General features: G+C 65.0%; 16 protein-coding genes. 13 read left to right on the top strand and 3 right to left on the bottom strand.

All coding sequences use genetic code 11. The annotated features are described in order from the left end of the window. Positions 1-86 precede the first annotated feature (86 nt). From uvrA to JOE27_RS03480, 4 genes are all read left to right on the top strand, one after another. Entirely contained in the window at positions 87-2,603 is a 2,517-nt protein-coding gene (gene uvrA / locus JOE27_RS03495) for an excinuclease ABC subunit UvrA (protein ID WP_204917881.1), read from the top strand. 119 nt (positions 2,604-2,722) lie between these two features. Then, positions 2,723-4,372 carry an MFS transporter gene (locus JOE27_RS03490; protein ID WP_204917879.1) on the top strand — a complete coding sequence of 550 codons (1,650 nt, stop codon included), beginning with the start codon at positions 2,723-2,725 and terminating at the stop codon, positions 4,370-4,372. Then, positions 4,369-5,502, top strand: coding sequence for an HlyD family secretion protein (locus tag JOE27_RS03485; RefSeq protein ID WP_204917876.1), 1,134 nt, complete (start codon positions 4,369-4,371; stop codon positions 5,500-5,502). The genes JOE27_RS03490 and JOE27_RS03485 overlap by 4 nt, the downstream gene beginning before the upstream one ends. Before the next feature lie 128 nt (positions 5,503-5,630). Next, positions 5,631-6,263: a hypothetical protein gene (locus tag JOE27_RS03480; RefSeq protein ID WP_174141521.1), complete on the top strand. Its 633-nt coding sequence runs from the start codon at positions 5,631-5,633 to the stop codon at positions 6,261-6,263. 35 nt (positions 6,264-6,298) lie between these two features. On the opposite strand, the gene JOE27_RS03475 is transcribed toward JOE27_RS03480, so the two are convergent. Continuing rightward, entirely contained in the window at positions 6,299-7,174 is an 876-nt protein-coding gene (locus tag JOE27_RS03475) for an AEC family transporter (protein WP_046787642.1), read from the bottom strand. A gap of 532 nt (positions 7,175-7,706) precedes the next feature. On the opposite strand from JOE27_RS03475, the gene JOE27_RS03470 reads away from it, so the two are divergent. The 6 genes from JOE27_RS03470 to JOE27_RS03445 all read left to right on the top strand — a co-directional run bounded on the left by JOE27_RS03470 (position 7,707) and on the right by JOE27_RS03445 (position 12,465). Then, positions 7,707-8,999: an MFS transporter gene (locus tag JOE27_RS03470; protein ID WP_204917874.1), complete on the top strand. Its 1,293-nt coding sequence runs from the start codon at positions 7,707-7,709 to the stop codon at positions 8,997-8,999. A gap of 112 nt (positions 9,000-9,111) precedes the next feature. Further along, the gene (locus JOE27_RS03465; RefSeq protein WP_174141519.1) at positions 9,112-9,423 is read left to right on the top strand and encodes a hypothetical protein; all 312 of its coding nucleotides are present in this window, start codon (positions 9,112-9,114) and stop codon (positions 9,421-9,423) included. A 48-nt stretch (positions 9,424-9,471) separates the two neighbouring features. Then, a complete protein-coding gene (locus JOE27_RS03460) occupies positions 9,472-10,023 on the top strand; it encodes a YbhB/YbcL family Raf kinase inhibitor-like protein (protein ID WP_204917872.1) in 552 nt (183 codons plus the stop codon). 44 nt (positions 10,024-10,067) lie between these two features. Further along, positions 10,068-10,739, top strand: coding sequence for a class I SAM-dependent methyltransferase (locus tag JOE27_RS03455; RefSeq protein WP_204917870.1), 672 nt, complete (start codon positions 10,068-10,070; stop codon positions 10,737-10,739). A 200-nt stretch (positions 10,740-10,939) separates the two neighbouring features. After that, complete coding sequence (locus tag JOE27_RS03450) at positions 10,940-11,776, top strand: bifunctional allantoicase/(S)-ureidoglycine aminohydrolase (protein WP_012314347.1); 837 nt, start codon at positions 10,940-10,942, stop codon at positions 11,774-11,776. 89 nt (positions 11,777-11,865) lie between these two features. Next, positions 11,866-12,465, top strand: coding sequence for an START domain-containing protein (locus tag JOE27_RS03445; protein WP_204917867.1), 600 nt, complete (start codon positions 11,866-11,868; stop codon positions 12,463-12,465). Positions 12,466-12,471: 6 nt separating this feature from the next. On the opposite strand, the gene sodC is transcribed toward JOE27_RS03445, so the two are convergent. Next, positions 12,472-12,987: a superoxide dismutase family protein gene (gene sodC / locus JOE27_RS03440; RefSeq protein WP_046787647.1), complete on the bottom strand. Its 516-nt coding sequence runs from the start codon at positions 12,985-12,987 to the stop codon at positions 12,472-12,474. A 206-nt stretch (positions 12,988-13,193) separates the two neighbouring features. Between sodC and JOE27_RS03435 the strand changes: the two genes are divergently transcribed. The 3 genes from JOE27_RS03435 (at position 13,194) to JOE27_RS03425 (ending at position 15,877) form a co-directional block, all read left to right on the top strand. Continuing rightward, positions 13,194-14,111: an AEC family transporter gene (locus JOE27_RS03435; RefSeq protein ID WP_046787648.1), complete on the top strand. Its 918-nt coding sequence runs from the start codon at positions 13,194-13,196 to the stop codon at positions 14,109-14,111. A 48-nt stretch (positions 14,112-14,159) separates the two neighbouring features. After that, positions 14,160-14,771, top strand: coding sequence for a cell wall hydrolase (locus JOE27_RS03430; protein WP_046787649.1), 612 nt, complete (start codon positions 14,160-14,162; stop codon positions 14,769-14,771). 254 nt (positions 14,772-15,025) lie between these two features. Then, positions 15,026-15,877 (top strand): CAP domain-containing protein, encoded by an 852-nt coding sequence (locus JOE27_RS03425; RefSeq protein ID WP_115274977.1) that lies wholly within the window; start codon positions 15,026-15,028, stop codon positions 15,875-15,877. Here the strand turns inward: JOE27_RS03425 and JOE27_RS03420 are convergent. Beyond that, positions 15,844-16,839: a helix-turn-helix domain-containing protein gene (locus tag JOE27_RS03420; RefSeq protein ID WP_204917865.1), complete on the bottom strand. Its 996-nt coding sequence runs from the start codon at positions 16,837-16,839 to the stop codon at positions 15,844-15,846. The genes JOE27_RS03425 and JOE27_RS03420 overlap by 34 nt on opposite strands. Positions 16,840-16,931: the final 92 nt, after the last annotated feature.

Here is a 16,931-nt window from a genome sequence, read left to right as displayed (position 1 = left end):
GCCCACTCCACAAACAAAAGCACGTACGCCCTTGCCAATGGAAATCCTGTTAACTTGAGCTTTTAACCGTTGCCAAGGACCGCCCCATGCCACCACGCCACCCCACCCCGCCAGGCTTCATCCGCGTACGTGGCGCCCGTGAGCATAACCTCAAGAACATCGACGTCGACATCCCCCGCGACGCCTTGGTGGTATTCACCGGCGTCTCTGGCTCAGGCAAGTCCTCGCTGGCCTTCTCCACCCTCTACGCCGAAGCCCAGCGCCGCTACTTCGAATCGGTCGCGCCCTATGCCCGGCGCCTGATCGACCAGGTCGGCGTGCCGGATGTCGACGCCATCGAGGGCCTGCCGCCAGCCGTGGCCCTGCAGCAGCAACGCGGTACCCCTAGTGCACGCTCGTCGGTGGGTAGCGTCACCACCCTGTCCAGTTCGATCCGCATGCTCTACTCCCGCGCCGGCAGCTACCCGGCGGGCCAGCCGATGCTGTATGCAGAGGACTTTTCGCCCAACACGCCCCAGGGCGCCTGCCCCGAATGCCATGGCCTGGGCCGGGTCTATGAGGTGACCGAGGCGACCATGGTCCCCGACCCGTCGCTAACCATACGTGAAAGGGCGGTGGCAGCCTGGCCAATGGCCTGGCAGGGGCAGAACCTGCGCGACATTCTCGTGACCCTGGGCTACGACGTCGACATCCCCTGGCGTGAATTGCCTCAAGAGCAACGCGACTGGATCCTCTACACCGACGAGACACCCACCGTACCGGTGTATGCCGGCCTCACCCCGGCGCAGACCCGCGCCGCGCTCAAGCGCAAGCTCGAACCCAGCTACCAGGGCACCTTCAGCGGTGCCCGGCGCTATGTGATGCACACGTTCATGCATTCGCAGAGTGCGCAGATGCGCAAACGCGTCTCCCAGTTCATGCGCCCCAGCCCTTGCCCGCTGTGCCAGGGCAAACGCCTGAAGCGTGAAGCGCTGGCAGTCACCTTCGCCGGCCGCGACATCGGCGAGCTGTCGCGCCTGCCGCTGCAGGCACTGGCCGAGGTGTTGCGCACAGTGGCGGCACCCGGTTACCTGGAGCAGCATGAAGACACCCTGACGCTGGAAAAACGCCTGGCCGCACAGCGCATCGCCCACGAGTTGCTGGAGCGCATCGCGCCGCTGATCGACCTGGGGCTCGGCTACCTGGCCCTGGAGCGCAGCACACCGACGCTTTCTTCCGGCGAACTGCAGCGCCTGCGCCTGGCCACCCAGCTCAACTCGCAGCTGTTTGGCGTCATCTATGTGCTCGACGAGCCGTCGGCCGGGCTGCATCCGGCCGACAGCGAGGCGCTGTTCGAGGCGCTGCAGCGGCTAAAACAGGCGGGCAACTCGGTGTATGTGGTGGAGCACGACCTGGACACCATGCGCAGGGCCGACTGGCTGATAGATGTCGGCCCTGCGGCGGGTGAACACGGCGGCCAGGTGCTTTACAGCGGCCCGCCACCGGGCCTTGCACAGGTTGCGGCGTCGCGCACCGGCGCCTACCTGTTCGCCGGTCAACAGCCGGCCAGCCGCACGCCGCGCCCGGCGCAAGCCTGGTTGCGGCTTGAAGGCATTACCCGCAACAACCTGCGTGAGCTCAGTGCGCAGTTTCCGCTGGGCTGCTTCACCGCGGTCACTGGCGTTTCCGGCTCGGGCAAGTCGAGCCTGGTCAGCCAGGCCTTGCTGGAGCTGGTGAGTGCACACCTGGGCCATGCCGCACAGCCGGCCGAGGCCGAGGAACAGAGCCTTGAAGACGCGCCCGAGCAGCCCAGCAGCGGGCGCGTGAGCGCGGGGCTGGAGTGCATCAAGCGGCTGGTGCAGGTCGACCAGAAACCCATCGGCCGCACGCCACGTTCCAACCTGGCCACCTACACCGGGCTGTTCGACCATGTGCGCAAACTGTTCGCCGCTACCGAGCAGGCCAAGGCCCTTGGCTTCGATGCCGGGCGCTTCTCGTTCAACGTCGCCAAGGGCCGCTGCGCGACCTGCGAGGGCGAAGGCTTCGTCAGTGTCGAGCTGCTGTTCATGCCCAGCGTCTATGCGCCCTGCCCGACCTGCCACGGCGCACGCTACAACCCACAGACGCTGACCGTGACATGGCAAGGCATGACCATCGCCCAGGTGCTGCAATTGACCGTCGACCAGGCGCTTGAAGTGTTTGCCGAACAGCCCCCCGCCCGGCGCTGCCTGCAGGTGCTGCAGGACATCGGCCTGGGCTACCTGCGCCTGGGCCAGCCGGCCACCGAGCTGTCCGGCGGCGAGGCGCAGCGGATCAAGCTGGCCACCGAACTGCAGCGCACCGCCCGCGGCGCCACGCTGTATGTGCTGGATGAACCCACCAACGGGCTGCACCCGCAGGACATCGACCGCTTGCTGGTGCAGCTCAACCGCCTGGTCGACGGCGGGCACAGTGTGGTGGTGGTCGAGCATGACATGCGCGTAGTAGCGCAGAGCGACTGGGTGATCGACATTGGGCCGGGGGCTGGGGATGCGGGGGGCACGGTGGTGGTGAGTGGTACGCCTCGGGATGTTGCGGGGTGCGGTGAAAGCCGCACAGCCGAGTTTCTGGCCAGAGCCCTATAGCGCCTGTACTGGCCCTATCGCCGGCAAGCCGGCCCACAAGTACCCCGCTGCTCTCAAGCTCAGCGCAAACCCAGTGAGCCGGCTTGCTGGCCGTAGGGCCTGTGGGTACAGTCTGCGCCATGGATAAATACACCCCTCACCAGTGGCTCCCGCACGAAAAGCCGAGCCTGCCCGGTTCCCCTTCCACGCCCTTGCATACCCCGGCCAAACGCCTGGCCTTCGGTGTGGTCGGCCTGCTGGTGGCGATCACCGGCGGCCTGGGCAATGCGCTGGTCACCGCCAACCTGATGTTTCTGCAGGGTGCCTTGGGCGCAACCACCGCAGAAATGGCCTGGCTGCCTGCCGCCTACGTGATGACCAACGTGTCGATCAACCTGCTGCTGGTCAAGTTTCGCCAGCAGTTCGGCCTGCGCGCCTTCACCGAAGTGTTTCTGGTGCTCTACGCACTGGTCACCTTCGCCCACCTGTTCGTCAACGACCTCAACTCGGCCATCGCCGTGCGGGCCGCCCACGGCATGGTGGGTGCCGCGCTGAGTTCGCTGGGCCTGTACTACATGATCCAGGCGTTCCCGGCGCAGTGGCGCCTCAAGGCCATGGTGCTGGGCCTGGGTGCCTCGCAGCTGGCCCTGCCGCTGGCGCGGATTTTCTCCGAAGACCTGCTGCAAATCGCTGAATGGCGCGGCCTGTACCTGTTCGAACTGGGCCTGGCGCTGGCCGCGCTGGGTTGCGTTCTGCTGCTCAAGCTGCCCCCGGGCGACCGCTTCAAAACCTTCGAGCCGCTGGACTTTCTGACCTTCACCCTGATGGCCGGCGGCACCGCCCTGCTCTGCGCCGCCCTGTCGCTGGGGCGCATCGAGTGGTGGCTGGAGGCGCCATGGATCGGGGTCGCCCTGGCAGCGTCGATCGCCCTGGTGTTCAGTGGCCTGGCCATCGAGCACAACCGCCAGAACCCGCTGCTGATGACGCGGTGGCTGGGCAGCGGCGCCATCATCCGCCTGGGCTTGTGCGTGATCCTGATCCGCATGGTCACCTCCGAGCAGTCCACCGGCGCCGTGGGTTTTCTGCAAGTGCTGAACATGGGCAGCGAGCAGATGCGCACGCTGTACTGGGTGATGCTGCTCGGCGCGGTGGCGGGCCTGGCCAGCAGCGCGCTGACCATCAGCCCCAACCACCTGGTGCTCCCGCTGTTGATCTCGTTGCTGGCCATGGCCACCGGGGCGTTCATGGACAGCAGCTCGAGCAACCTCACGCGGCCGGCGCAGATGTACCTGAGCCAGTTCCTGCTGGCCTTTGGCAGCACCTTCTTCCTCGGCCCGTCCATGGCCCTGGGCATCAGCCACGTGCGCGCCAACCCGCGCAACCTGGTGAGCTTCTCGGTGCTGTTCGGCATCTGCAACAACCTCGGAGGCCTGATCGGCGCCGCGCTGCTGGGTACCTTCCAGACCTGGCGCGAAAAATTCCATTCCAGCCACCTGGTCGACCGCCTCAGCTACCTCGAGCCGCTGGTCAACGCCCGCGTGCAAAGCGGTGGCGGTGGTTATGCCGGCATCCTCGCCGACCCGGCCCTGCGCAGCGAGGCCGGGCTGCGCGTATTGGCCAACGCGGCCACGCGTGAGGCCAACGTCATGGCCTACAACGATGTGTTCATGCTGATCGGCAGCATCGCTATCCTCACCATGATCTGGATTTGCATCCGCGGTTCCTGGCTGTGGTACACAGCCCGCCAGGCCGCTTCACCCGACTCCACCAGCGGTACTGCCAACCGATGACCGACCAAACCCGCACAACCACCACCACTGCCCTTGCCGAAACCCCGGAAGGCGCCGCACCGCCCAGCGAACCGACCAGCCCGGTACGCACGCGACGGGTGCGCATCCTGTCTTCGGTCATGTTCGCCTGCGTGGCTCTGGCCGGCATCCTGCTGGTGCTCTATGCCTGGCGCCTGCCGCCGTTCGGCAGTGCCATAGAAAGTACCGAAAACGCCATGGTACGCGGCCAGGTCACCATCATCGGGCCGCAACTGAGCGGCTATGTGGTCGATGTACCTGTGCATGACTTCCAGTTCGTCAAGGCCGGCGACTTGCTGGTGCAACTGGACGACCGCATCTACAAACAGCGCCTGGCCCAGGCCATCGCCCAACTGCAACAGGAGCAGGCGTCGCTGGCCAACAACCTGCAGCAGCGCAATAGCGCCGAAGCCACCATCGCCCAGCGCCAGGCCGCCATTGGCGATGCCAAGGCCCAGGCGGAAAAGGCCCGCGCCGACCTCAGCCGGAACCAGGCGCTGGTCAGCGATGGCTCGGTGTCGCGCCGCGACCTGGACGTCACCCGCGCCAGCCAGGCTGCTGCCGTCGCCACCCTGGCCCAGGCCAAGGCCGCGCTGGCTATCGCCCGCCAGGACCGCGAGACGGTCATCGTCAACCGCGCCGCGCTAGAGGCCTCGGTTGAAAACGCCAAGGCGGCCGTGGAGCTGGCCCGCATCGACCTCGACAACACCCGGGTCACTGCGCCGCGTGATGGCCAGCTTGGGCAGATCGGCACCCGCCTGGGCGCCTACGTCAACTCCGGCGCACAACTGATGGCGCTGGTGCCCGATACCGTGTGGGTGATTGCCAACATGAAGGAAACCCAAATGGCCAATGTGCGCATCGGCCAGCCGGTGACCTTCACCGTGGACGCCCTCAACCACCTGAAGCTGCGGGGCCATGTGCAGCAGATTTCACCGGCCACAGGCTCCGAGTTCGCCTTGCTGCAGGCCGACAACGCCACCGGCAACTTCGTCAAGATCGCCCAGCGGATACCCGTGCGGATCACTGTCGATGCCGACCAGCCAGCGGCGAGGCGCCTGAGCCCGGGGATGTCGGTGGTGGTGAGTATCGATACCCGTGATGAAAAATGACTGGCCCCGCGCGGGGTGAATCTGAGAACCGCGTCGAGATGCCGTCCTGCCACGATTGCGCCGCTCTAGCCCGTGGGTTCTAATTCTGACCCACCGGTTTTATCTTCGCCATCCAAGGACGCTTGATCATGTACAGGAAGCTCGTACCGCTGGCGCTGCTGGCCACTCTGGCCGGCTGCTCGGACACCACGGACACCAGCGAAACCCATTTCCAGAAAGCAGCGCAGGCCTACCTCGACACCCAGTACCCCCATTGCTTCTTGGTCACATCTTTCCCCGCCAAGACCCAGGACTTCGATACCAACGGCACCAACAAGGCGCTGCATGCGCTGGCGCAAGTCGGCGTGGTCAGCGAGAAGGAAATCTCCCGCACCGAAGTGCCGGAACGCCTGTGGCAGCCGGCACGCACCGACATCTATTACGCCTACGACCTTACCGCTGAAGGCCGCAAGTACTACAAGGCCGATGCGCAGAAGATGCTCAACGGCAGCACCCGCGGCGGGCTGTGTTTCGGCAAGGCGCAGGTCACTGCGATCGAGCGTTTCACCGAGCCGGGTGAAGTGATGGGCCAGACGATTTCCAACGTCACCTATGCCTACACGATCACCGGCCTGCCAGCCTGGGCGGCTAACAACGAAGTGCAAGCGAACATCCCCCCGCTGCGTGAGGCCGTGGCCACCAACCAGACCCCGGCCACGGAGACACGGGCGATGGTGCTGACCAACAAGGGCTGGGTGCACGAGCGCCTGTTTGATAAATGAGGGTGCCTACCGGCCCTTTCGCGGGGCCGGTCCCGTCACAGCCACCAGGCCAGCACCAGCGGTAACCAGGCAAACGACAGCACTGTCGAGCACATCACCAGGTTGGCCACCTGCTCCGGCTCACGGTTGGCGCGCACTGCCATCAGGTAGTTGAACACCGCCACCGGCATGGCCGACTGCAGCATCAGCACCGCGCGCTCCATCTGCTCCAGCCCCAGTGCCATGCCCACTGCCCAACCCACCGCCGCCCCCAGCACGATGCGCAGGCCGCCCAGCACCAGGCCGCTGCCAATGTGCTGCGCGCGGATGCTCGCCAGCGATACACCCAGGGTCAGCAACATCAGCGGGATCGACATGCCACCGAGCAGGTCTGCCGTGTTGGCCAGCCAGCGCGGCAGCTCGAAGTCCAGGAAGATGATCGGCATGGCCCCAGCCAGGCTGATGACGATGGGGTTGCGCAACAGCGCCTTGAACGAGGCCGCCGTACCGGCGATGGCCATGCCGAGGGTGAACTGCACGATCGACAGGGTAAGGAAGAACGCTACCGCCAACGCCAGCCCATGCTCGCCGAAGGCGTACAGGCTGATGGGCAGGCCCATGTTGCCGGTATTGGGGAACATGAACGCTGGCATCAGCACGCGCCAGTGCTGGCCCGAGGCGCGACACACCAGCCAGCCGCCCAACGCCATCGCCAGCGTGCACAGCAGGCAGGCCATTGCCATGCTGGTGAAGGCTGCCGGGTCCAGCTCGGTGCGGCTGAGGGTCGACAGCACCAGCGAAGGGGTGCCCACCGTCATGACCATGCGGGCGACGAACGCGGTGGGGTAGTCCAGGCCCTTGCGGGCCCAGGCGTAGCCGATGCCGGCGACGATGAAGACAGGGGCCAGAACGGCGAACAGTGAAGCGAGCATGGGGTGGGCCTTCCTTGGAGCGTTTGGGCGACAGTATGCCGCAGCCTTCAACATCGCGGGGTTGCTTTGCAGCCCTATCGCCGGCAAGCCGGCACAGGGACAGCAGTATGCTTGGGATCACGCTGTCGGGGTGGGAGCTGGCTTGCCAGCGATTGGGCTGCAAAGCAGCCCCACACAATGTCGGCTCCAGACACGAAGCCGAAGTATTCCGACCTGCGGCGTCCTGTCGCACTCTACACCCCCTTGGGCAAACCCCTCGCAGGCCGTAGAATCGCGCCTCCTTTTCGCCCGTCGCCTTGAACGGTGGCAACCGGCAGCAACGACAGAGTCCGTGCCTGACCACATGCCCGTCCATGTGAAATAGGCTCAACCGACCCCGCCCGGCCCAGCTCTTTGTGCGGCCAGCGGTTGAGTCTTGCCCAGGTCGCATCCAGCCCAGGCACACCCGTGCAGCCTTGCGGCCCTCATTGGGCCTGTTTGGCGTGCGCGTTCGAAAAGGCGCTCCCAACCGCCACTCCAACTTGAGGTTTGTATGTCTGCGCGTTTGCTGGCCATGGCGCTGGCGCCCCTGCTCGGGCTTTTCATCATTGCCCTGGGCAACGGTTTCATGTCTTCCCTGACGACCCTGCGCCTTGGCGCTGCCGGTGAATCGGCAACGATGATCGGTATCGTGTCGTCGAGCTACTTCCTGGGCCTGACCCTGGGCGCGATCTTCAACGACCGGCTGATCCTGCGCATCGGCCATATCCGCGCCTACTCCAGCTTCGCCGCGCTGATCGCCGCGACCATCCTGCTGCAGGGCCTTTTCTACGACACCACCTGGTGGTCGATCCTGCGCCTGATCAACGGCTGGGCGGCGGTCGGTGTGTTCCTGGTGATCGAGAGCTGGCTGCTGCTGGCCGGCGACGCGAAAATCCGCGGCCGGTTGCTGGCGCTGTACATGATTGCCTTCTACGGCGCCGGGGTGATTGCCCAGGCCGGTTTGGGCGAAATCACTCACCTGGGTGATAGCGCTCCGTTCATGCTGGCCGGGATGCTCGCCGCGTTGTCGGTGCTGCCGATCGTGATCCTGCCGCGGGTATCGCCGCTGCTGGACCAGGTCGAACCGTTGAAGCCGCGCCAGTTGCTCGGTGTGGCGCCGTCCGGGCTGGTCGGCTGCTTCGGCTCGGGCGTGGCCATTGCCGGGATCTACGCCTTGCTGCCGCTGTACCTGCAGCGCATCGGCCTGGACGTGGGCGAAGTCGGCAACATGATGGCCTGGGTAATCCTCGGCGCCATGCTGTTGCAGTATCCGGTGGGGCGCTGGTCCGACCGCAAGGACCGCCAGGATGTGCTGATCGCCCTGGCAGCGCTTTGCGTGGTGCTGTCGCTGATCACCGTGTTCCTGCCGTCGCAGTCATCGTTGCTGCCGGTGATGCTGTTCCTGCTCGGTGGCGGGGTGTTCGCGCTGTACCCGGTGGCGGTCAGCCATGCGGCCGACCGGGCCCCGTCCGATGCGCTGGTGCCGATGATCCAGGGCCTGCTGCTGATCAACTCGCTGGGGTCGGCCATGGCCCCGCTGGCGATTTCGCCGGCCATGACCGAGTTTGGCGAGGCCGGGCTGTTCTGGGCATTTGCCGTGGTCAACCTGGGCATGGTGTGCTTTTTCCTGTGGCGCCGGGGCAAACGCCCGGCGGCGGAGCACCCGGCACCGTTCACTGCCTCGACCACGTTCTCGCCGACCGGTGCCGAGTTGCGGGTGACCGAAGACCTGAAGCAGGCGGCGCAGGAGCACCCGCCGCTGGAGCCGGCAGAGGCGCAGGCGCCAAGCGTCAACGCACACTGAACCCAGGGGGCTGCCGGGCAGCCCTCTATGGTGACCGCCCGTCGCCCCAAGGGCACCCCGCAATCACCGGCCAGCCAAACGAATGACAGATCATCCGCACAGGAGATTCGCCATGATCCGCATTCGTCCCCTCCCCCTGCTCCTCACGCTCGCCCTGGGCCTGGGCTCGGCAACCAGTTTCGCTGCTTCCGATACCTCGAACACCAATACCGACACCTACCCGAAAACCGACCAGCAAGGCGGCAAGACTGCCGGTGAGGGCAGCAGCGTCAACAGCCCCGGCAGCAGCCAGGACAACGACAGCGCCGACACCGGCGGCGATGCGGCCGATGGCGCCGCAGGCGGCTCCAACAGCACTGGCGAAGCAACGGGGTCTGGCGCCGGGCATACCGGTGGCACTGCCGAGGACCAGGACAGCCGCTGAAGGCAGCCTGGGCTACACTGCGGCGAATCGCCCTGCCAAGGAATCGCCATGAACCTCAAACCCTGGCTGTTCGCCGCGCTGCTGCCTTGCACTGTACTGGCCGCGGGCAGCGGCTCCGGTGCACTGTCGATCAGCTCGTCATCCTTCACCGATGGTGGTGTCATCGCCCTGCAGCAGGTCGGGCCCGACCCGGCCTGCGGGGCGGGCGAGGAGCGTACCCCGCAGTTGAGCTGGACGAACTTGCCTGCCGGCACGCGCTCGCTGGCCTTGGTGATGTTCGACCCGGACGGCGGCAAGGGTATCGGGGTGGTGCATTGGGTCGCTTATAACATCGACCCTGAATTGGGTAGCCTGGAAGAAGGCAGGTACGCCTTGACCACCAAGGGTGTGACCGTGGGCCGCAATTCGCGCGGCACCCTCACCTACCGTGGGCCGTGCCCGCCAGCCGGGGATAACCCGCACCACTATGCGTTGACACTCATAGCCACTGACATACCCATCGGCGTATTGCCCGAGGGGCTGGACCGCACTGGTCTGATGGAGTTGCTGCAAGGGCATGCCTTGGGTGCGCAGAGCCTTGTTGGCCGGTATGGACATTGAGGTTGAAGGCGCCGGTTTTTTCGCAGGCAAACCCGGAGGCCACCATGCCCTCACCTGAAGCAGCCCTGCGCCTCAGCTGGCAGCAAAACGCCAAAAACTGGATCGAAGCCGTGCGCAGTGGCGCCATCGAAAGCCGCCGGCAAGTCACCGATCAAGCCATCCTTGTGGCCATACTCGGCCGCCGGCCCGAACATGTTCTCGACCTGGGCTGTGGTGAAGGGTGGCTGCTGCGCGCCTTGGCCGAGCGTGGTATCGACGCCACCGGGGTGGATGGCGATGCTTCGCTGGTCGAGGCGGCACGGGTAGCCGGCTCGCCACAGGTGCACCTGGCAAGCTATGAGCAGCTGTGCAATCGCGCGGTGGAGATTGGCAGCGGTTACGACCTGATCTGCAGCAACTTCGCCTTGTTGCAACAAGACATCATCCCCCTGCTGGCGGCGCTTGGCGCACTGCTGGCACCCGGCGGTGCGCTGGTGATCCAGACACTGCACCCCTGGAGTGAGGCGCACGGTGATTACCAGGATGGCTGGCGCGAGGAATCGTTTGCCGGTGTTGCCGGCAAGTGGCAGCCGATGCCCTGGTACTTCCGCACCCTGGCCAGCTGGTTGAACGCGCTGGAAATGGCAGGTTTCAGGTTGGCGAGCCTGCAGGAGCCGCAACACCCACAGAGTACAGGGCCGCAGTCATTGCTACTGGTGGCTGAGCGGGTTGATTGACTGTGCCGACAGCCCGGGGGAAACCCTGGGCAAGGGCAAGCACAGCGTAGCGGCCTGGCATTCAGCAACCAAATACCGAGCATTCCAACATTTAATTTGTGGATGTGTGGGGCTGGCCCCTATGCTGTCAGTGCATCCCCTGCACGCACCGGCCGGTGTGGTCCAAGGCATGGGGAGAGAACAACAAGTCGAGATCGTTCATGTCGAATCACTCCTACTTCGCCCCCCACGGTGGGCACCCGGCTCAAACCGAGCTGCTGACTGACCGTGCAATGTTCACCGAAGCCTATGCCGTCATTCCCAAAGGCGTGATGCGTGACATCGTCACCAGCCACCTGCCGTTCTGGGACAAGATGCGCATGTGGGTCATCGCCCGCCCACTCACCGGCTTTGCCGAAACCTTCGCCCAGTACATCGTCGAAGTGGCCCCGGAAGGCGGCAGCGAGCGTCCTGAACTGGACCCCAATGCCGAAGCCGTCGTATTCGTCGTCGAAGGCGAAATCGACATCACCGTCGAAGGCAAGCACCACACCCTGGGCCAGGGCGGTTACGCATTCCTCGCCCCGGGCGCCGAGTGGAGCCTGCGCAACAACAGCAAGTCCAACGTCACCTTCCACTGGCTGCGCAAGCACTACCAGAAGGTTGAAGGCCTGGACATCCCTGAGTCGTTCGTTACCCACCGCGACAACGCCACCGTCATCGAAATGCCGGGTACCGAAGGCCGCTGGGTCACCACCCGCTTCGTCGACATGGCCGACATGCGCCACGACATGCACGTCAACATCGTGACCTTCCAGCCGGGCGGCGTGATTCCGTTCGCTGAAACCCACGTCATGGAACACGGCCTGTACGTGCTGGAAGGCAAAGCGGTCTATCGCTTGAACCAGGACTGGGTCGAAGTGGAAGCGGGCGACTTCATGTGGCTGCGTGCATTCTGCCCGCAAGCCTGCTACGCAGGCGGCCCAGGCAAGTTCAGCTACCTGCTGTACAAAGACGTGAACCGTCACGTGCACCTGACGCTGAACCCGCAGCGTTAAGGCCTGAATGCTGTAGCAGAGCCCGCCACCTGGCGGGCTTTGTGTTTGCCGCACATACTCAAGGGCCTACCCACTTCGCGGTGCACGCCATGAACCGCAGTACCCTGTTTGCTGCCCTGTTGGCCTTCACCTGCGTGCAAGCTGCTGATGACTGGAGCCTGGCTTACGACCGCGAAGGCATTCGCGTGTACCTGCGCGGCGTGACCGGCTCACCCTATCAGCAGTTCCGCGGGGTCAGCACCATGCAGGCCAGCGTGCGCACCCTCACCGACCTGCAGGAAAATCTACGTGTCGCCTGTAAATGGCTGTATGCCTGCGCGCAGATGCGCCTGCTGGAAGTCGCGGGCGACAGCACCTGGGTCTACCTGACCACCGACTTGCCATGGCCTACCCTGCCGCGCGACATCATCCTTAAAGTCACCAGCGAACGGCTCGACGACGGCACCCTGGTACGCCACTTGAGTGCCGAGCCGAACAAACTGCCGGAGCAGCCGGGGCTGATCCGCGTACAACACCTCAGTGGCGAGTGGGTCATGAAACCGCTGGGCGAGCGCACGACCGAGGTGACCTATGAGCTACAGGCCGATCCGGCCGGGGATGTGCCAGGCTGGCTGGCCAACCGCTTCGTGGTGGATGCGCCGGTAGTGACGCTGCGCACCCTTCGGGCCGTGGCCGAGCGCCAGCCTTGAGGCAGCCTACTGAACCACCCCGCAAGCGACCCGTGCACCGCCGCCACCGAGCTTCTCGGGGTGGTCACTGTGGTTGTCGCCCCCTGCATGCACCATCAGCGCGTGCCCTTTGAAGTCCGAAGCCTTCAGGCGTGGCGCCAGTACCGGGTAGGTGGCCTTGCCATCTGCGCCCACATACAGCGCCGGCAGGTCGCCGCGGTGGCCGCTATCGTCGTAAGGGCCCTTGTGTGCATTGGTCGAGTCCGGATCCCAGTGGCCGCCCGCTGCACCTGCAGGCACAGGTTTGCCATTTTCCTCGGCAGGTGCGCAAGAAGGCTTCTGGTGCAGGTGGAAGCCGTGCACACCCGGTGGCAAGTCTTTGAGGTCCGGGGTGAGCACGGCGCCGTACTTGCTCTGCTCGATGCTGACGGTGCCGATCACTTTGCCCGGGCCGTCCGCGGCGGCCAGCTTCAGTTCCACGGTCTGCGCTGCCTGGGCGAGGCCGGCCGAGGCCAGCAAGGCGCTGAATACCAGTGCTTTCATGATGTATCTCCATGGTTTGAGGTGAGCGGGTGTCATACCCACATAACAGGTGGGACTGCACAGGTTGGCAGGCATTCAATCCAGCCACAGAATGAAATACTTCCTACCAGAACCGGTCAGCGTATTCTGCAAAGCCCAAATAAGCGTTTTTACCAACCCGCCAGCCGCGCTAACCTGTGGCCGTTACCCGGCCACGGACCCCGCCCATGCTCCACCTCCTGCTGACCACGCTGGCTCCCATCATCCTGCTGATCGCTCTGGGCACATTTTTGCGCGTACGCGGTTTTCTGGCTGAAACCTTCTGGCCTGGTGCCGAGCGCCTGAGCTACTACGTGCTGCTGCCATCGCTGTTCCTTCATGGCCTGGCCACCGCCAACCTGGACGGGGTGCCGGTGCTGGGCATGGTCGGCGTGCTGATGCTCTCTACCTTGCTCGGCGCCGCGCTACTGGTGCTGTACCAAGGTGCGGTGAACCACGATGGCGCAGACTTCACCTCGGTGTTCCAGGGTGGCGTGCGGTTCAACAACTATATTGGCGCCACCCTGGCCGCCGGGCTCTACGGCAGTGCGGGCATTGCCCTGGCGGCGGTGGCGAACGCCGCCATCGTGCCATTGGTGAACCTGCTTTGCGTGCTGGTGTTCGCCCGTTTCAGTGCACGCCACAGTTCCCCGGTCACCGTGCTGCGGGCGATCTTCGCCAACCCGTTGATCGTGGGGTGTGCTGGCGGGCTGCTGCTGCGCGTCACCGGGTTGGGGCTCCCTGCCGGCATCGAGCCAACAGTCAAGGCGCTGGGCCAGGCCGCCCTGCCCTTGGGCCTTTTGTGTGTCGGCGCAGCACTGGGCGGCGCCAGCGTCGGCCAACAGGTACGCCCGCTGCTGGCGGCTTCGACGTTCAAGTTCCTGGTCATGCCGCTGACCACCTGGGGCCTGTGCCGCCTGCTCGGCCTGAGCGGCCAGGCGGCGGTGGTGGCGGTGCTGTTCCAGGCATTGCCTACAGCATCGTCGTCCTATGTCATGGCGCGGCAAATGGGCGGCAACGCACCGTTGATGGCGACCATCATCGCCTTGCAGACCGTGGCCGCCGCGGTGACCCTACCCTTGATGTTAATGCTTTCGCTCAATTGAAAACGCTTGGCTAGACTGAGGATCAGCAAACACTTCGGAACCTGGACCATGCGCCTATCGTGGATGGTGATCGGCTTCACCTCGGCCCTGCTCGCAGGCCCATTGAATGCCGCCGACACTGCCAAGGCCACTGTTGCCGAGGAAAAGGCCGAGGTGCTTGAAGAGAAGGTGGCCGACGATGCGCCAGCACCGAAAAAAGCCGAAACCCTGACGCCCAGTGAAGTCAAGGCAGTCGACCCCGCAGGCCAGGCGCCGCTGGACGACAGCATCACCTGCCTGGCACGCACGATCTACTGGGAAGCCAAAGGTGCCGATGAAAAAGACATGAGCGCTGTGGCCAGCGTGGTGCTCAACCGCCTTGGCAAGGACGGTTTCCCCAACACCATCTGTGGTGTGGTCAAGCAAGGGGTTGAAAGCAAGTCCTGCCAGTTTTCCTGGTGGTGTGACGGGCGCTCCGACCAGGTCGAGGAGCCGCAGCGCTACGACATCGCCAAGGAGATCGCGCGCAAGGCGCTCAACCAGCAGCTCAAAGACACCACCGGCGGCGCGCTTTACTTCCATGACCGCACAGTGCGCCCCGACTGGGCCAAAGCCTACCGCAGGACCGCCCAGACAAGGCTCTTTCTGTTCTACAAACCCAACCCGGCGTTGGCGCGCTGAGCCGGGTGACTGTTGCGCAGCCCCTGACACCGGCGAACGTTTGCACACAGCGCGCAGTCAAACTCAAGCCCCGACAATGATGGGCAACGCATCGCACTTTTCAGGCAACCCGCGGTCTACCACCTCTTTTGTCGCCTGCAAGCCATTGCTGGTGTTTTGTTTTCATTGCTTTGCACGACACCGGGCCAAAAGCCTTGGGCTTGTGTAGGATGAGCAGCGCATACCAAGACGCTGCCAGTCACAGGGAGATCCACATGCGCGTCCTGTCATCCGTTGCCGCCTTGTCGTTAAGCCTGGCCGTTTCGACTTCGAGCCTGGCTGCCAACGGCGAAGAGGCGCAACTGATCGATTCGATCAATGCCTACCGCAGCCAGGCCCAACCCTGCGGCGATGGAGCATCGCTCGAGCTGCCGCCGCTCAACAGCGACACCCGCCTGGCGCTGTCGCCCGAAGGTACGCGCGACCTGCAGCAGGCCATGACCCGCGCGGCCTACCCCATGGTCAACGTACAGGCGATCAGCCTGTCCGGCCCGCGCGACGCCCGCGCCGCGATGCATGCCATCCAGGAAAGCTTCTGCCAGGTGGTGCTCGACCCCCAGTTCGTCGACATTGGCGTCAGCCAGGAAGGCCGCGACTGGCGCATCGTACTGGCGCGCCCATTGCTCAGCGGGCGCCTGGGCGACTGGCAGGCAGAGGGGCAAAATGTGCTGCAGGCGATCAACGCTGCGCGCAAGGCCCCACGACAATGCGGCGGCCAACCCTTTGCCGCAGCACCCGCGCTTGGCTGGAGCACCGTGCTGGCGGGGGTGGCGGCCAACCATACAAGGGCCATGGCCAACCAGAATTTCTTCGACCACATCGACCGCGACGGCCGCACGCCGGGTGACCGTGCCGAACTGGCCGGCTACCTGTACCAGCAGATTGGCGAGAACATCGCAGCCGGGCGTGACTCGGCACAAAAGGTGGTAGATGGCTGGCTGGCCAGCCCTGGGCATTGCGCAACCTTGATGAACCCAGACTTCCGCGAAATGGGGGCTGCCTATGCAGTGGACCCCAAAAGCGATGCGGGCATCTATTGGACGGCGTTGTTCGGCACGCCGCAATGAGCCGCTTTGCGCAGCGCCTGCGCGGTGCAACCAAAGCGCTGTCGCACGCGCCTGCCCAGGTAACTGGCATCTCCAAGCCCTACTTCCTCGGCAATCTGCGCCAGGCCATGGCTGGAGTTGCACAGCCGCCAGCGGGCCTGTTGCAGGCGCATTTCCAGCCACCAGGCCTTGGCGCTCATGCCGTGGCTGGCCTGGAACTGGCGGTCCAGTTGCCGCCGGCTGATCCCCAGCTCTGCCGCCAATCGCTCGATGGACAGGCGCGCCCCCATCTGGTGGCGCATCAACGCCAGCGCGCGCTGCACCTGGCGCCCCTGCCCTGCGCCGGCCTCCAGCGAGCGCAGGGCATGGCGGCTGTCACGGGTCTCATCCACCAGCATGTCGGCCAACCCCTTGAGCGCGCGAGCGCGGCCACAGGCCTCTGACAACAGCGCCACCGCCAGGTCGATGGCTGCCGTGCCACCGGCGCATGTAATACGGGCCCCGTCGATGCAGTACAGCTGCTCGCGCAGTACCTGAAGGTGCGGGAACAATGCGCGGAACTCGGTTTCGTGACGCCAGTGCACAACCACCCTGTGCGCCTCCAGCAAACCACAGGCCGCCAGCAGGAAAACCGCGTTGTCGACGCCGACCAATTTCACCCCAGCCCTGGCTGCGCGCTTGAGCAGGCTCTTGTAGCGAGGAGCCAACCCGGCAGTTGCCTGCGCGTTGCGGCTGCCGAACAGCACCAGGTAATCGAAACCCTCCAGCGCCAGCGAATCGGTAATCGCCGCCACTTGCACCACCGCGCCGCTGCTGGAAACCACAGGCTCCCCGGTCAGCCCGCCGAGTGTCCAGCTGCAGTAGCGCTGGCGGCTGTAATCTTCGTCATCGGCGCTGAAACGCAGCTTGTCCAGAAATGCGCCAAAGGGCAGCAATGCGAAATCCGGCAAGGGCAGGATCAGCAGGCGAATATCGGGGGCCATGCGAGGATGTCCAGAAAGTACCTTCGAATGTCCAGATCATACCCTGCCCCAGCCACGCCGTCGCTTAGACTGGACACCTGAACACTGATCGA

It is taken from the genome of Pseudomonas sp. M5 (assembly GCF_016907075.1).
In the GTDB taxonomy this organism is placed as follows: Bacteria; Pseudomonadota; Gammaproteobacteria; order Pseudomonadales; family Pseudomonadaceae; genus Aquipseudomonas; species Aquipseudomonas putida_E.
Note: the sequence above shows the minus strand (reverse complement) of the source record. Positions and strands in the feature narration are given on the sequence as shown.

What these genes read in the sequence shown, in the direction of transcription:
- uvrA (WP_204917881.1), top strand. Translation starts at nt 87, where the DNA reads ATGCCACCACGCCACCCCACCCCGCCAGGCTTCATCCGCGTACGTGGC.
- JOE27_RS03490 (WP_204917879.1), top strand. Translation starts at nt 2,723, where the DNA reads ATGGATAAATACACCCCTCACCAGTGGCTCCCGCACGAAAAGCCGAGC.
- JOE27_RS03485 (WP_204917876.1), top strand. Translation starts at nt 4,369, where the DNA reads ATGACCGACCAAACCCGCACAACCACCACCACTGCCCTTGCCGAAACC.
- JOE27_RS03480 (WP_174141521.1), top strand. Translation starts at nt 5,631, where the DNA reads ATGTACAGGAAGCTCGTACCGCTGGCGCTGCTGGCCACTCTGGCCGGC.
- JOE27_RS03475 (WP_046787642.1), bottom strand. Translation starts at nt 7,174, where the DNA reads ATGCTCGCTTCACTGTTCGCCGTTCTGGCCCCTGTCTTCATCGTCGCC.
- JOE27_RS03470 (WP_204917874.1), top strand. Translation starts at nt 7,707, where the DNA reads ATGTCTGCGCGTTTGCTGGCCATGGCGCTGGCGCCCCTGCTCGGGCTT.
- JOE27_RS03465 (WP_174141519.1), top strand. Translation starts at nt 9,112, where the DNA reads ATGATCCGCATTCGTCCCCTCCCCCTGCTCCTCACGCTCGCCCTGGGC.
- JOE27_RS03460 (WP_204917872.1), top strand. Translation starts at nt 9,472, where the DNA reads ATGAACCTCAAACCCTGGCTGTTCGCCGCGCTGCTGCCTTGCACTGTA.
- JOE27_RS03455 (WP_204917870.1), top strand. Translation starts at nt 10,068, where the DNA reads ATGCCCTCACCTGAAGCAGCCCTGCGCCTCAGCTGGCAGCAAAACGCC.
- JOE27_RS03450 (WP_012314347.1), top strand. Translation starts at nt 10,940, where the DNA reads ATGTCGAATCACTCCTACTTCGCCCCCCACGGTGGGCACCCGGCTCAA.
- JOE27_RS03445 (WP_204917867.1), top strand. Translation starts at nt 11,866, where the DNA reads ATGAACCGCAGTACCCTGTTTGCTGCCCTGTTGGCCTTCACCTGCGTG.
- sodC (WP_046787647.1), bottom strand. Translation starts at nt 12,987, where the DNA reads ATGAAAGCACTGGTATTCAGCGCCTTGCTGGCCTCGGCCGGCCTCGCC.
- JOE27_RS03435 (WP_046787648.1), top strand. Translation starts at nt 13,194, where the DNA reads ATGCTCCACCTCCTGCTGACCACGCTGGCTCCCATCATCCTGCTGATC.
- JOE27_RS03430 (WP_046787649.1), top strand. Translation starts at nt 14,160, where the DNA reads ATGCGCCTATCGTGGATGGTGATCGGCTTCACCTCGGCCCTGCTCGCA.
- JOE27_RS03425 (WP_115274977.1), top strand. Translation starts at nt 15,026, where the DNA reads ATGCGCGTCCTGTCATCCGTTGCCGCCTTGTCGTTAAGCCTGGCCGTT.
- JOE27_RS03420 (WP_204917865.1), bottom strand. Translation starts at nt 16,839, where the DNA reads ATGGCCCCCGATATTCGCCTGCTGATCCTGCCCTTGCCGGATTTCGCA.